The organism is Massilia oculi, from assembly GCF_017582745.1.
Taxonomy (GTDB): Bacteria; Pseudomonadota; Gammaproteobacteria; order Burkholderiales; family Burkholderiaceae_D; genus Telluria; species Telluria oculi_A.
This window is the reverse complement of record NZ_JAFVIM010000003.1, coordinates 236,327-250,742: the sequence shown is the minus strand read 5'-3', so window position 1 is coordinate 250,742 and position 14,416 is coordinate 236,327. Positions and strand designations below refer to the sequence as shown.

Here is a 14,416-nt window from a genome sequence, read left to right as displayed (position 1 = left end):
GGGTCACAGCGTTGGCACTGGCGCTCGCGTCGTTCTTCGCCAACTCGGTGCAGACCGTCCATGACAAGCAAAAGGTGGCAAAGATGACGGACACGATGAAGACCGTTTGCGTGGGTCGCTTTCTGATCGATCTTCCTGCACAAGCCGAGGTGACGATCGGTCGAGGGGCCATCGGTGGAATCGACTTGTCCAGCACCATGCACGAATCTGAGGAAGAGTTTGCAAGCCGGGTTCAGAAGACGGAGACCGACATCGCGCGCACCCTGAACGAAGAATCCCGGGTAAGCCTCGAATCTGTCAGGCAGCTTTCAGGCGAGGCAGCCAAAGGCAAGCTGTTTGTCCACAATCGGAGGCGATCGAAACTGCATAGAGGAGACCACATCGTCTCCGTGGAGAATGTTGCCGTCCATAGCGTGCTGCGCTTTCCTGGTCTGAGCATTACCGGTAATGCAGATTGGCTAGACCCGGATTATGTCGATGATGTCATGCGTCTTTTGGGACGAATTCGACCGTTGCATCCAAATGAGATACCCAAAGAACGCGGCTTCTGTCTCGCCGATGCCCTGGTGCGTGATCCATACGAGCATCGAAATTCCGAAAGCGTTGTCATGTTTGCCGGTCTCCCGGGGCATCCTGACGTCAACATCGTTTTATCGTCGATGTCGGGCACTAGTCCTGCGCCCGGACTTTTGCAACGCAATGCTGCCGCGGCAGCCCGTGAGCCTGTGTTCGTGCAAATGGCATTCACAAATTTGCGTGAACAGGCACGCGCCATCAATGGACTGCAGGGCGAGGAACTGATAACGCGCATACGCGAGCCGAACTTCACCACCGGCTATTCGTTTCAATGGGAGGCGCAGGGCGAGAAGGACGACGTTCTCGCGCCTTTACTGACTCTCGAACTCGAGTCTGGCACTAATCCTGTTACTGGCGGCAAGCCGGTGCAGTCCACGTTGTCGGAAGAGGCAATGTTCGATCTATGGGAACAGATCGCGAGCAGCATTCGTTTGCGTCCGACCGAGCCGGATAAGGCAACAGTACCCGAGTCTGTCACCATGGCGCTCGGAACCGGCGCCTACGCCGGGGACGTCTGCCCACAGACAGGCTGGTGGCAATGCGGCGACAGCGGTCCTGCGACCGGGATCCTGGGCGGCGAACGCCAGTTCCTGAAGCAAGGCCAGCGAATGCCTCAAGCCTTGCTGCTGCCACAGCCCACCATGTGGCAACGATTGCGTGGCGTGCAGCCAAGTTATGAGAACCGTCATCCGACATTATGGACTCTGGTAGATAAGAGGAATAGTGTGCGTGTCTCGACGCCGGCTGTTCTCGAGCAAGCCATATCGGGGTCCGAACTGCTCACGATTCCTGCCAGTGATACGCCAACGGCGCATATCGAGACACCGATCGGCAGCGTGGCAAAAACGGGAACGGCGTGCCCGGCAAGTGGATGGTGGCGTTGCGAGGACAGCCATGCCCTTGACGGGACCCGTTGGTTCGCCGCCGGGAGTTTGTTGCCTGCGGCAACATTCCATGCGCAGTTGCATGGGCGAGTCAATACACATCCTGAGCTGATTCATCGGCGCAGTGCCTGGCAGCTCGTACGCTATGCGGATAAGCCGAGCCATGCTGACACCGGTCGGCTGGAAACGTAACGTCCCGATTCCATGCGCAGCGCGATCCTCGCGTTCGCCGCCGGCGCGGCCGGTCTCCAGCTTCAATCCACGCTGCCGCCCGCCAGCATGATGCTCGCCTGCGCAGCCGCGACGATCGTGGCCTGCCTCCTGCTGCGCGGCCTGCCCCGAAGGATCACGACCGGCGTCCTGCTCGGCTTCTGCTGGGCCGCCTCCTGCGCCCACCTTGCATTGAGCAACGCCTTGCCCCACGACGACGAAGGCCGCGACATCACCGTCACCGGCACCATCGCCAGCCTCCCGCACCGCTTCGACGGCGGCGTGCGCTTCCAGTTCGACGTCGCGCACACCGAAACCCGCGGCGCCACCGTCCCCCCGAAAATCGTCCTGTCCTGGTACGGCGCCACCGCCGCCGATCCCGCTTTCATCCACCCCGGCGAACACTGGCGCCTGGTCGTGCGCCTGCAACGCCCCCACGGCAACGCCAATCCGCACGGCTTCGACTACGAAGCCTGGCTGCTGGAGCAGGGCGTGCGCGCCACCGGCTACGTGCGTCCGGCAGGCAGCCGGAACGAACGCCTCGACGACTGGACCCCCGGCGCCGGCTACGCGATCGAACGGGCGCGCGGCTACCTGCGCACGCGCATCCTGGCCATCCTCGAAGGCGAGCCTTACGCGGGCGTGATCGTGGCCCTGGTCATCGGCGACCAGCGCGGCATCGACCAGGACGACTGGGACGTCTTCAACCGCACCGGCATCAGCCACCTGGTGTCGATCTCCGGCCTGCACATCACGATGGTGGCGGGCCTCGCGGCCTGGATCGTCGCCAGCCTGTGGCGCCGCTCGTTCTGGACCGACGCCCAGCTGCCGCTGCGCCTCCCGGCCCAGAAGGCCGCAGCGCTGGCAGGAGCGCTGGTGGCGCTGATGTACGTGCTGCTGGCGGGTTTTGGCGTGCCGGCCCAGCGCACCTTCTACATGCTGGCCGTGGTCGCGGCCGCGGTCTGGTGCGGCCGCATCGCGGCCAGCTCGCACGTCCTGTGCCTGGCGCTGGGCATCGTCGTGCTGCTCGATCCCTGGGCCATGCTGTGGCCCGGTTTCTGGTTGTCCTTCGGCGCCGTCGCCGCGATCCTGTACGCCTGCAGCGGGCGGCTCGGAGAACGGACGCGCGGCTGGCGCGCGGGGCTGCTGGTGGCCGCGCGCACCCAATGGGCCGTCACCATCGGCCTGGCGCCGCTCACGCTGCTGCTGTTCGGCCAGATTTCCCTGGTCAGCCCATTGGCGAATGCGGTGGCGATCCCCGTCATCAGCCTGTTCGTGACGCCGCTGGCGCTGGTCGGCAGTATCCTGCCGTCGCCGCTAGCCGGCCTGGTCCTGGGCGTGGCCCATCTGGCGATCGAATGGCTGGCCTGGCCCCTGCAGCGGCTGGCGGCGCCGGCGCTGGCGGTGTGGACCGCGCCGGCGCCGGCGCCCTGGATCCTCGCGCTGGCGCTCATCGGCACCGCATGGATGCTGGCGCCGCGCGGCTGGCCGCGGCGCTGGGCAGGCCTCGCGGCCTGGACTCCGCTGCTGACGCAGCTGCCGACGGCGCCGCCGCCCGGCGCGTTCAGCGTCACCGCCTTCGACGTCGGCCAGGGCATGGCGCTGCTGGTCGAAACCCACCGTCACCGCCTGCTGTACGATACCGGCCCGCAGTACGCGCCCGGCACCAGCGGCGCCACCCGCGTCATCCTGCCTTACCTGCGTGGGCGCGGCGTCGGGCGCCTGGACACCCTGGTGGTGTCGCACAGCGACCTCGATCACGTCGGCGGCGCCGACGCCGTGCTCCAGGCGCTGGAGGTCGACAGCCTCCTGTCGTCCCTGCCGGCCACGCATCCCGTGCTGCGCACGGCGAAGCATACGCGCCGCTGCGCGGCCGGCCAGGAGTGGACGTGGGATGGCGTGCGTTTCGAGATGCTGGGCCCGGACCCGGCCAGCTATGCCAATCCGCGCCTGAAGGCCAATGCACGCAGCTGCGTGTTGCGCGTGAGCGCCGCCGGCACCGCCATGCTGCTGGCGGCCGACATCGAAGCGGCGCAGGAGGCCGAACTGCTCGTCACGGCCGGCGAGCGCCTGCGGGCGAAGGTCCTGCTCGCGCCCCATCACGGCAGCGGCACGTCCTCGACCGCCGCTTTCCTGTCGGCGGTGCGCCCCGACCTGGCGCTGTTCCAGGTTGGCCACCGCAACAGATATCGTCATCCAAAGAAGGAGGTGGTCGAGCGTTACCGCGCCATGGGCATCGCCCAGATGCGGACCGACCGGACGGGGGCGATCACGCTCGATTCAGCCGATGGCCTGGCCGCGCGCGCTTACCGGATCGAACACGCCCGCTACTGGCATGGCCGTTGACGAGCCTAGGGACCGGGCACGCAGGTGAAGGGCGCATGCAGGTACTCCCATTCTCGCGAGACGTCACGTACGTCGTGACCTTGCAGCGTCTCGCCCGCGGCGCACAGGCCGGGCGGCGCGTTCCGGTTCGATCGATGCCGCATGATCTTGGTCGGCTTGCCGTCGACGCTGAATACCGAGATGCTGTCTTTGGGCAGCGGCAGGGTCACGCGTTTCTGGTTGCGGGCATGGAAGATCTCGGCTTCGGGGTTGTAGTGCTGCGGGAAGTGGCTGAGCGCCCAGCGTGCCGGCGCCGAGTGTTCGATGAAGATGGTCTTCTCTCCCAGCAGGCCGGTGCCCGACAACACCACTGCCTGCAGCGCCACGCCTGCGAGCAGCAGCGCAGTCCGCGACTTGGACGACGACAGGCGCGCGGCCAGCAGGGCCAGCGCCAGCAGCGGTACGCTCAGCCAGTAGCTGTAGCGCGTCATGACCACGCCGCCCGAGTTCCAGTTGATGGTGCTCAGCGCGGGCAGGGCCATCAGGATGATCAATGCCAGCACTAGCGCCGCCATGACCAGCCACGGGGTTCGCAACCCTTTGGGCAGCGCGATAAATCCGAGCAGTACCGCCAGCGCGATACCGGGGCTGCCGATGACCATGCCCTGGTTCAGGTCGAAGAACAGCGAGAACAGGCGGGCGCCGGTGACGAATTCGGATCCGTTGAAGTCGCGCGCGATCACGCTCGGCGTGCCGAACGTCCACTGGAAGAAGGCGAACGGCGCCAGGGTCAGCAGGATGCCGGCCGCGGCCAGCACCAACTCGCGCCAGTCCACGGGCGCGGCGCTGCTGTCCGGCCATTGCAGCCTGGGATACCTGACGATCAGGACGCGCCAGGCACAAGCAAAGGGGATCAGCAGCGCCAGCGGTGGATTCTGGCTCGCGGCCAGGCCGGCGCACAGGATGGCCAGCCCGGCCTGGCCGCGCAGGCTGGCAAGGCAGGCGATCAGCACGCAGCTGGCGGTCATCACCTCGGGGCCGGTCCAGTTCAGGTAGAACGTCGTGCCCCCCAGCAGGAACAGCAGCATCGCGAGCGAGGAGTGCTCGGGCATCGCGCGCCTGATGTACAGGAATGCGCCGGCGCAGAAGCACAGGTTGAGCAGGGTGAAGGCATAGTAGGGTTGCGCGCCGAAGGCTTTCAGCAAGGCGTAGAAGGGCAGGGCCAGCAGCGAGTACAAGCCAAAATGGATGCCGTAGAAGCGGCCCGCATCGTTGGGCACGATCGTGAAGGTGTAGGCCGGCGTCTTCTCGGGCGCGCGCAGATGCTCATGGAGCTGCGGCATCAGGTCGCCCAGCGTCCCGCCATAGAACGGCATGCCTCCCGCGCTGAGTTTCAGCGACTCCAGGTCGGCGTGGGTGATGTCGGGCGTACCATGCTCGTACAGCGCCTGCATGGTCAGCATGTATTCATAGCCATCGCCGGTCAGCGAGGTCGTGACCAGGGCGAAACCGGCGATCGCCAGGAGCAGGGGGGCAAACCAATAGGTGGACAGGCGCTTGAGCAAAATCGCTCCTGGTATGCGAGCGATAGCACTCAGGTGGAGAAGGCCGCCGTATTCTACCTCCCTGCTGGTTCCCTGGGCAATATCGACGGGTTGACGCCCAGCCGATTCAGGAGCGCGGCAGCGTGATCGTCACCTGCAGGCCGCCGCCCTCGCGGTTACGCGCCACGATATCGCCGCCATGTGCCAGTACCACGCGCTGGGCGATCGCCAGGCCCAGGCCGTGACCATCGACGCCGGTGCGCGAGGCGCCGGCGCGGAAGAAGGGCTGGAAGACCGCCGCCAGGTCTGCCTGCGGGATGCCCGGCCCCCGATCGAGCACGTCGATGCGCGCCAGGCCCTGGTCGGCGCTCAGCGCGACGGTCACGATGCCGCCCTGGGCGCCGTGCTTGGCGGCGTTGCGCACGACGTTTTCCAGGGCGCTCCACAGCAGGTCGGGGTCGCCGCTCACGCTGACCACGCCTTCGGCCTCGATCAGGATCCGGGTCGACTCGGCCGCCTCGAAACGGGCGTCGCCGACGATGCCGTCCGCCAGCTCAACCAGGTCGACCGGCTCGCGCCGCAGCGCGTCGGGCATGGCCTCCAGGCGGGACAGGGTCAACAGCTCGCCGACCAGCTTGTCCATGCGGTTGCTCTCGTGCTCGATGCGTTCGAGCGTGCTCGCGAACTTGTCCGGCTGCTGGTGCGCCAGCCCGACCGCCGCCTGCATGCGCGCCAGCGGTGAGCGCAGCTCGTGCGAGACGTCATGCAGCAGGCGGCGCTGGCCGTCCATCAAGGCGCGCAGGCGGCCGCTCATGCGGTCGAAGTCGCGTCCCAGGTCGGAGAGTTCGTCGCCGCCCTTGGTGGCGCGGCCGAAGCGCGGCGCCAGGTCGCCGGCGGCGGCCGCCTCGAAGGCGCTGCGCAGGGCGCGGATCGGACGCGAGAAATACCAGGCCAGCAGGGCGGCGAACAGCAGGCTGGCCACGACGGCGGCGCCGATCACGACGGTCTGGCCGATGCGGCGGCGTGCGCCCGGGTCGAGCGCCGGTGTCAGCGGATCCGGCGGGCCGCCGCGCAGTCCCTCCGGCCGTCCCGACTGGCGCGGGACGAAGGCGAGGTACTGCTCGCCGCCAGGCCCGACCAGGTGGCGTGCGCCGCGCCAGGCGCCGCGCTGTTCACCGTTGCCGAGTTGGCGCTCGGCCTCCTTCAGCAGCTCGGCCGGCACCGGGCGCCCGAGCAGGTCGCGCCGCCCCGCGTCGAGCACGTACAGCTGCGGGCGCCGCAGGTCGGCCAGCAGTCCGCGCAGCGCCGCTTCTCCGCCATGGCGCAGGGTGGCGGCCGCGGCGTCGAGGGCGACCGCGGAAGGCGGGCCGGAATCGAGGCTCGAGCTGGCCTTCTGGCGCGCCTGGTCGCGCAGCCAGAAGGCGCCGCCAATGGCGATAGTGGCCGTCAACTGCGCCAGCAAGATACAAAGGAAGAACTTCCAGAACAGCCGCCCCATGCTACTCCTTGATCAATTGGTAGCCCTGGCGGTAGATGGTCTGCAGGCAGGAACGGCCGTCCGCCAGCGGTCCCAGCTTGTGGCGCAGGCTGCTCAGGTGGACGTCGATATTGCGGTCGAAGCGTGCCAGCGGCCGGCCCAGCCCTTGTTCGGACAGCTCGTTCTTGCTCACCGGCTTTCCGGCGTTGCGCGCCAGCACTTCGAGGAGGTTGAATTCGGTGCTGGTCAGGTCCAGCGGCGCGCCGTCCCAGGTCGCGCGCCGTCCCTCTGGATGCATGGTCAGCTTGCCGACCGTGAGGGCCGCGCCCGGGCTGCTCTCGGGCTGGGCATGGGTGCGGCGCAGGATGGCGCGCACCCGCGCCGTCAGTTCGCGCGGCGTGCAGGGCTTGGCCACGTAGTCGTCGGCGCCCAGTTCGAGGCCGAGGATGCGGTCGGCGTCGTCGCCGCGCGCGGTCAGCATCAGGACCGGGATGCGGCTGGCGGCACGGATCTGGCGCAGGGCGTCGATGCCGCTGGTCCCGGGCATCATGACGTCGAGGATGGCGATGGCGTGGCGGCCGCTGAGCGCTTCGCGCGCGCCATCGTCGCCATTGTGGACGCAGGTGACCCTGAAACCTTCCTGTTCGAGGTATTCGGCGAACATGCCGACGAGCTCGACGTCGTCGTCGATAAGCAATACATGGTTCATGGCGACAGGATAACGCAGTCGCGCGTTCCGGTCTTTTCCGCACCGCGTGGCTTTACCCGGATTTACTTCGCTTAGGCGCGCTTTACACCTGCGCGCCACACAATGGCCGCGTTCAACACCACAGGAGGACCCTCGATGACACTGCCAACCACATTCACTGCCTTGCGCGCCGCCGGCGCACTGTGCGCCTGCCTGCTGGCGGCGCCCGCCGTCCTGGCGCAACCGATGCCGCCCTTTGACGGTCCCGACGCCGGACCGGGCGTCGAGCAGCTTGATGCCCGCGCCGGCGGCCCGTTCGGCGGATTTGGCGAAGGCATGCGCGGCGCCCCACCGTTCCTGCGTGGCCTCGACCTGAGCGAGGAACAGCATGATCGCGTGTTCGCCATTCTGCACGCCCAGGCGCCGAAGCGGCGCGAGCTCCACAAGGCCGAGCGCAAGGCGTTCGAGTCGCTGCGCGAGCTGGCGCGCGCGCCGCAACTCGACGAAGCGCGCGCTTCCGCCAGCGCCCAGGCACTGGGCCAGGCAATCGCCGACCAGGAGTTGCTGCGGCTGCAGAGCGGCGCCCAGATCAAGGCGGCGCTCACACCCGCGCAGCGCGCGCAGCTCGACGCGCCGCGCGGCGAGGGGCGCAAGGGCCGGGGCGACAAGGCGAGCGCACGCGCGAAACAGCGCGAGGCCGGCAAATGAGCGCGCCGGCGGCCGTGCGGGCCGTGCACGAGGAGAATGACGATCACCACCTTGGCCTGGACGCCGACCTCGCGCGCCTGCTGGCGCGTACGGTCACGCGCCGCCAATCCCTGCGCTGGCTGGGCCTCGGGGCCGGCGTGGCGGCCATGCCGCTGGCCGGCTGCGGCGGCGGCAGCGCCGACGACGGCTACGGCATCTCGACCTCGACCACCACGACCGGCAGCGGCACGAGCGGTGGCACGGTGGGAGGCAGCGCGGCCTGTTCCGTGATCCCCGAGGAGACCGGCGGCCCTTATCCGGGCGACGGCACCAACCGCAACGCCAACGGCGTGGCCAATGCACTGACCCTGTCCGGCATCGTGCGCAGCGATATTCGCGCCAGCGTGGGCGGCGCCAGCGGCGTGGCCCAGGGCGTGCCGCTGGTCATCCGCCTGAAGATCGAGAACGTGGCCCAGGGCTGCGCCGCGGCGGGCGGGGCGGCCGTCTACCTGTGGCATTGCACGCGCGAAGGCGGCTACTCGATGTACTCGAACGGCATCGTGGACGAGAATTACCTGCGCGGCGTGCAGGAAGCCGACAGCGACGGCTGGGTCACGTTCACGACGATCTTCCCGGGCTGCTATGACGGCCGCATGCCGCACGTTCACTTCGAGGTCTATCCAAGCCTGGCCAAGGCGAACAGCGCGGCGAACCGGATCAAGACCTCGCAGTTCGCCTTCCCGCTGGCGACACTCGATGAAGCCTATTCCAGCAGCGGCTACGCCAGCAGCGTGCGCAACCTGGCGCGCATCAGCTACGCGACGGACAACGTCTTCAGCGACGGCACGGCGCTGCAGATGGCGAGCGTAACAGGCAATGCGGTCCAGGGCTATACCGCCGAGCTGCTTGTAGGCGTTTCCTTCTAAAGGCGGACCGCCCGGCAGCGCTGGACATTACAATGGGGCGCTCCTGCATTCGATCGCGCCCGCCCCATGTCCAGACCCCTGCTTCATTTCGCCCATGGCAACAGCTACCCGGCCGGCACCTACAACCGCCTGCTGGCGCAGCTGCGCGAGCACTACGACGTGCATACCCTGGACATGCACGGCCACGATCCGCGCCATCCGGTCGCCGACGGCTGGGGGGCGCTGGTCGACGAACTGGTCGAGCACCTGGAGGGCTATGGCCGGCCGGCGATCCTGGTCGGCCATTCGCTGGGCGGTATGCTGTGCATGCTGGCGGCCAAGCGCCGCCCCGACCTGGCGCGCTGCGTGGTGATGCTCGATTCGCCGGTGGTGGCGGGCTGGCGCGCGCTGGGCTGGCGCCTGGCCAAGCTGGCCGGCTGGGGCGAACGCCTGTCGCCGGCGCGCTTCGCCCGCAAGCGCCGCGAGCTGTGGCCGAGCCGCGAAGCCGCCTTCCAGCACTTCAGCGCCAAGCCGATCTTCCAGGCCTGGGCCCCGGGCGCGTTGGACGACTACCTGGAACACGGCCTGGCGCCGCATCCGGACGGCGTGACCCTGCGCTTCCGGCGCGACGTGGAATCGGCCATCTACCAGACGCTCCCGCACCACATGGATGCCGTGATCCGCGAACCGTTCCCGGTGCCGGTCGGCTTCATCGCCGGCACCCGCTCGGAAGAGATGCGCCAGGCCGGCATGACCGGCACCCGCAAGCTGGTGGGGGAGAACCTGGTGACGATCGAAGGCGGCCACCTGTACCCGCTCGAAAAGCCGCAGGAGACGGCGCGCCTCACGCAGGCGATGATCGAGCGGCTGCTGGCCGCGCCCTCGCGGCCCTAGCTTACTGGCGGTCGAGCGGCTTGGCCTGGTTGTCGAACGAGTCGCGCGCGTCGCGTGAGCCGACGGTCTTGACCGTGCGGTCGCCGCCGCCTTTTTTCGGAATCCGCGAGCCGGTATTGGTTTCATCGTAGACCTTGGCCGCGATGGCGGGCGCCGCCGCGGCTGCGGGTGCCGGTTGCTCGGTGGCGGGCGCGGTCGTGCATGCGGCGAGGGTCAGGACGGACACGCCGATCAGGGCCCTGGGCAGATGCTGCATGTGATTCTCCATCGAATAGGTTGACTTATGGTATTCACAATTGCAGTTGTTCGCAATGAATATTGACAGGATGGCCAGCGCCGACCATCACCGGCGCCGCCATTTCGCGTAAAATCGCGGGATTTTCTCCCTGCTGGAAACCGACAATGACTATCAAGAGCGACAAATGGATCCGCCGCATGGCGGAAAGCACCGGCATGATCGAGCCGTTCGAGCCGAAGCAGGTACGGGAGCAGGACGGCCGCCGCATCATCTCCTTCGGCACCTCCTCGTACGGCTACGACATCCGCTGCGCCGACGAATTCAAGGTGTTCACCAACATCAACAGCACCATCGTCGACCCGAAGAACTTCGATTCGAACTCCTTCGTCGACGTCAAGAGCGACGTCTGCATCATCCCGCCGAACTCGTTCGCGCTGGCGCGCACCATCGAATACTTCCGCATTCCGCGCAACGTGCTGACGGTCTGCCTGGGCAAGTCGACCTATGCGCGCTGCGGCATCATCGTCAACGTGACGCCGTTCGAGCCGGAATGGGAAGGCTATGTGACCCTGGAATTCTCGAACACGACCCCGCTGCCGGCCAAGATCTACGCCGGCGAAGGCTGCGCCCAGGTGCTGTTCTTCGAAAGCGACGAAGTCTGCGAGACCTCGTACAAGGACCGTGGCGGCAAGTACCAGGGCCAGCACGGCGTGACCCTGCCCAAGACCTGACCGGTCTTCAGTTTTCCTGGCGCGCCCGGTGTCCCGAGGGCGCCAGGTGTCCCAGCTTGTCGGGATTGCGCATCACGTAGATGGCCTTGATGCGCCCGTCGTCGATCTCGAGCGCCATCGTCTGCAGCATGGCATCGGGTTCGAGCGTGATCCGCCCCGGCAGGCCGTCGATGCTGGGCGACTCCAGCAGCTCGGCCGCATCCCAGGCCGCCTTCACCTTCTGCGCCAGCAGGAAGCGCAGCACCTTCTCTTGCCCGAAGATCGGGTTCACCGTGGCCGGACGCTTGCCGCCGCCATCCCCATAGAACACCACATCGCTCGACAGCAGTCGGGTCAGCTGCGCCACGTCGCCGCTGCGCGAAGCGGCGAAAAAGGCGGCGGCGATCTCCTCCTGGCGCTCCGAAGGCACCGGGAAGCGCGGCCGCGCGCCGGCCAGGTGGGCGCGCGCGCGGCTGGCCAGCTGGCGGCAGGCCGCCGGTTCGCGGCCGATCGCCTCGGCCACCTCGTCGAACTCCATCTCGAACACGTCGTGCAGCAGGAAGGCGGCGCGCTCCAGCGGCGACAGGCGCTCCATCGCCAGCATCAGGGGCAGGGTGATGTCGTCCTTCTCTTCCTCGGCGGGGTCAATGAAGGGTTCCGGCAGCCAGGGGCCGATGTATTCCTCGCGCTTGACGCGCGCCGACTTGAGCACGTCCAGGCACAGGCGCGTCACGGTGCGCACCAGGAAGGCTTCCGGTTCGCGCACCGCCCCCTGGTCGGCGCCGTGCCAGCGCAGCCAGGCGTCCTGCACCACGTCCTCGGCCTCGGCCACCGAACCGAGCATGCGGTAGGCGATGCGCTGCAGGCGCGGGCGGCGGGCGGTGAAGAAGGAAGCGGAATCGAAATCGGTCGGGTTCATGCGCTGCGATGATACGCGAAAAAAAAGGCCCGGATTCGATCCGGGCCTCTCTCGGCGGGCAGAGGCCGCGGCCTCCAGTCCCGATTACGCGTCCTGCATCACGCAATCGACGAAGTAGCCGCGCTTGCCGTCGACTTCGCGCTTGACCAGGCCGTGGACGTCGGTCTCGAAGCCCGGGAAGCGTTCATTGAAGTCGCGCGCGAAGCGCAGGTAGTCGACGATGGTCTTGTTGAAGCGCTCGCCCGGGATCAGGAGCGGGATGCCCGGCGGGTAAGGCGTCAGCAGGATCGCCGTGATGCGGCCTTCCAGCTCGTCGATCGCAACGCGCTCGATCTTGCGGTGCGCCATATTCGCGAAGGCGTCCGACGGCTTCATGGCCGGCACCATGTCCGACAGGTACATCTCGGTCGTCAGGCGCGCCACGTCGCGCGACTTGTAGAAGGTGTGGATCTCGGTGCACAGGTCGCGCAGGCCGCGGGTTTCGTAGCGCGGGTTGGCCGAGGCGAACTGCGGCATCACGCGCCACATCGGCTGGTTGCGGTCGTAGTCGTCCTTGAACTGCTGCAGCGCCGTCACCAGCGTGTTCCAGCGGCCCTTGGTGATGCCGATCGTGAACATGATGAAGAACGAGTACAGGCCGCACTTCTCGATGATGACGCCGTGCTCGGCCAGGTACTTGGTGACGATCGAGGCCGGGATGCCGGTCTCGCCGAACTGGCCCGACAGGTCCAGGCCCGGGTTCACGATGGTGGCCTTGATCGGGTCGAGCATATTGAAGCCCGGCGCCAGCTTGCCGAAGCCGTGCCAGTTCTCTTCGGCGCGGATCATCCAGTCGTCCTGGGTGCCGATGCCTTCTTCCGAGAACTTATCCGGACCCCAGACCTGGAACCACCAGTCATCGCCGTAGTCCTCGTCGACCTTCTTCATCGCGCGGCGGAAGTCCAGCGCTTCCAGGATCGATTCCTCGACCAGGGCGGTGCCGCCCGGCGCTTCCATCATGGCCGCGGCGACGTCGCACGAGGCAATGATCGAGTACTGCGGCGAGGTCGAGGTGTGCATCAGATAGGCTTCGTTGAAGGCGTCCTGGTCGAGCTTGACCGATTCGGACTCGCGCACCAGCACCTGCGACGCCTGCGACAGGCCGGCCAGCAGCTTGTGCGTCGACTGGGTCGAGAAGATCATCGACTCCTTGGCGCGCGGGCGGTTCTCGCCGATCGCGTGCATGTTCTGGTAGAAGCTGTGGAAGGTCGCGTGCGGCAGCCAGGCTTCGTCGAAGTGCAGGGTGTCGATCTTCCCGTCCAGCATTTCGCGCAGGGTCTCGACGTTGTACACCACGCCGTCATAGGTCGACTGGGTGATGGTGAGGATGCGCGGCTTCTTGTTGACGGCGTCGCGCGCGAACGGATTCGCCTCGATCTTGCGGGCGATCGATTCGGGCGTGAATTCCTCGAGCGGGATCGGACCGATGATGCCCAGGTGGTTCCGGGTCGGCATCAGGAACACGGGGATCGCGCCGCACATGATGATCGAGTGCAGGATCGACTTGTGGCAGTTGCGGTCCACCACGACGATGTCGCCCGGCGCCACGGTCGAGTGCCACACCATCTTGTTCGAGGTGGAGGTGCCGTTGGTCACGAAGTAGCAGTGGTCGGCGCTGTAGATGCGCGCGGCGTTGCGCTCGGACTTGGCCACCGGGCCGGTGTGGTCGAGCAGCTGGCCCAGTTCCTCGACCGCGTTGCAGACGTCGGCGCGCAGCATGTTCTCGCCAAAGAACTGGTGGAACATCTGGCCGATCGGCGACTTCAGGAAAGCCACGCCGCCCGAGTGGCCCGGGCAGTGCCACGAATAGGAGCCGTCGTAGGCGTAGTTCACCAGCGCGCGGAAGAACGGCGGCGCCAGGCTGTCGAGATAGGCCTTGGCCTCGCGGATGATGTGGCGCGCCACGAATTCCGGGGTGTCCTCGAACATGTGGATGAAGCCGTGCAGCTCCTTCAGGATGTCGTTCGGGATGTGGCGGCTGGTGCGCGTCTCGCCATAGATATAGATCGGGATATTGGCGTTCTTGTGACGGATCTCCTTCACGAAGGCGCGCAGGCCGACCAGTGCGAAATCGGTCTCTTCGAGCGAGCCGCCGCCGAATTCCTCGTCGTCGATCGACAGGACGAAGGCCGATGCGCGCGATTGCTGCTGGGCGAACTGGGACAGGTCGCCATAGCTGGTCACACCGACGACCTCCATGCCTTCCTGTTCCATCGCGGCCGCCAGGGCGCGAATGCCGAGACCGGAGGTGTTCTCCGAGCGGAAGTCCTCATCGATGATGACGATAGGGAAACGAAATTTCATGGACAGCTCCAAAACG

The 14,416-nt window shown here is 67.1% G+C and carries 12 protein-coding genes; 6 read left to right on the top strand and 6 right to left on the bottom strand.

Going from position 1 to position 14,416, the window contains the following annotated elements:
• Positions 1–11: 11 nt before the first annotated feature.
• Both J3U95_RS05285 and J3U95_RS05280 read left to right on the top strand, forming a co-directional pair.
• Complete coding sequence (locus tag J3U95_RS05285) at positions 12–1,652, top strand: T6SS immunity protein Tli4 family protein (RefSeq protein WP_208277589.1); 1,641 nt, start codon at positions 12–14, stop codon at positions 1,650–1,652.
• 12 nt (positions 1,653–1,664) lie between these two features.
• A complete protein-coding gene (locus J3U95_RS05280) occupies positions 1,665–4,016 on the top strand; it encodes a DNA internalization-related competence protein ComEC/Rec2 (protein ID WP_208277588.1) in 2,352 nt (783 codons plus the stop codon).
• 5 nt (positions 4,017–4,021) lie between these two features.
• On the opposite strand, the gene J3U95_RS05275 is transcribed toward J3U95_RS05280, so the two are convergent.
• The 3 genes from J3U95_RS05275 to J3U95_RS05265 form a co-directional block, all read right to left on the bottom strand.
• Complete coding sequence (locus tag J3U95_RS05275) at positions 4,022–5,560, bottom strand: glycosyltransferase family 87 protein (RefSeq protein ID WP_208277587.1); 1,539 nt, start codon at positions 5,558–5,560, stop codon at positions 4,022–4,024.
• 106 nt (positions 5,561–5,666) lie between these two features.
• Positions 5,667–7,037, bottom strand: a complete 1,371-nt coding sequence (locus J3U95_RS05270) for a sensor histidine kinase (protein WP_208277586.1) — start codon at positions 7,035–7,037, stop codon at positions 5,667–5,669.
• 1 nt (position 7,038) lies between these two features.
• Complete coding sequence (locus J3U95_RS05265; protein ID WP_208277585.1) at positions 7,039–7,725, bottom strand: response regulator transcription factor; 687 nt, start codon at positions 7,723–7,725, stop codon at positions 7,039–7,041.
• A gap of 135 nt (positions 7,726–7,860) precedes the next feature.
• Here J3U95_RS05265 and J3U95_RS05260 point away from each other — a divergent pair, with 135 nt between their 5' ends.
• The 3 genes from J3U95_RS05260 (at position 7,861) to J3U95_RS05250 (ending at position 10,190) form a co-directional block, all read left to right on the top strand.
• On the top strand, positions 7,861–8,412 hold the full coding sequence (locus J3U95_RS05260) for a Spy/CpxP family protein refolding chaperone (protein WP_208277584.1): 552 nt from the start codon (positions 7,861–7,863) through the stop codon (positions 8,410–8,412).
• Positions 8,409–9,317 carry a peptidase associated/transthyretin-like domain-containing protein gene (locus J3U95_RS05255; RefSeq protein WP_208277583.1) on the top strand — a complete coding sequence of 303 codons (909 nt, stop codon included), beginning with the start codon at positions 8,409–8,411 and terminating at the stop codon, positions 9,315–9,317. The genes J3U95_RS05260 and J3U95_RS05255 overlap by 4 nt, the downstream gene beginning before the upstream one ends.
• A gap of 66 nt (positions 9,318–9,383) precedes the next feature.
• Positions 9,384–10,190 carry an alpha/beta fold hydrolase gene (locus tag J3U95_RS05250; protein ID WP_208277582.1) on the top strand — a complete coding sequence of 269 codons (807 nt, stop codon included), beginning with the start codon at positions 9,384–9,386 and terminating at the stop codon, positions 10,188–10,190.
• Position 10,191: 1 nt separating this feature from the next.
• Here the strand turns inward: J3U95_RS05250 and J3U95_RS05245 are convergent, their stop codons facing one another.
• On the bottom strand, positions 10,192–10,446 hold the full coding sequence (locus tag J3U95_RS05245) for a hypothetical protein (protein ID WP_208277581.1): 255 nt from the start codon (positions 10,444–10,446) through the stop codon (positions 10,192–10,194).
• A gap of 146 nt (positions 10,447–10,592) precedes the next feature.
• On the opposite strand from J3U95_RS05245, the gene dcd reads away from it, so the two are divergent.
• Positions 10,593–11,159, top strand: a complete 567-nt coding sequence (dcd, locus tag J3U95_RS05240) for a dCTP deaminase (protein ID WP_005670287.1) — start codon at positions 10,593–10,595, stop codon at positions 11,157–11,159.
• A 7-nt stretch (positions 11,160–11,166) separates the two neighbouring features.
• On the opposite strand, the gene J3U95_RS05235 is transcribed toward dcd, so the two are convergent.
• Together J3U95_RS05235 and J3U95_RS05230 are read right to left on the bottom strand one after the other, a co-directional pair.
• Positions 11,167–12,057 (bottom strand): sigma-70 family RNA polymerase sigma factor, encoded by an 891-nt coding sequence (locus tag J3U95_RS05235; RefSeq protein ID WP_208277580.1) that lies wholly within the window; start codon positions 12,055–12,057, stop codon positions 11,167–11,169.
• Positions 12,058–12,141: 84 nt separating this feature from the next.
• The gene (locus tag J3U95_RS05230; protein ID WP_208277579.1) at positions 12,142–14,400 is read right to left on the bottom strand and encodes an arginine/lysine/ornithine decarboxylase; all 2,259 of its coding nucleotides are present in this window, start codon (positions 14,398–14,400) and stop codon (positions 12,142–12,144) included.
• Positions 14,401–14,416 lie beyond the last annotated feature (16 nt).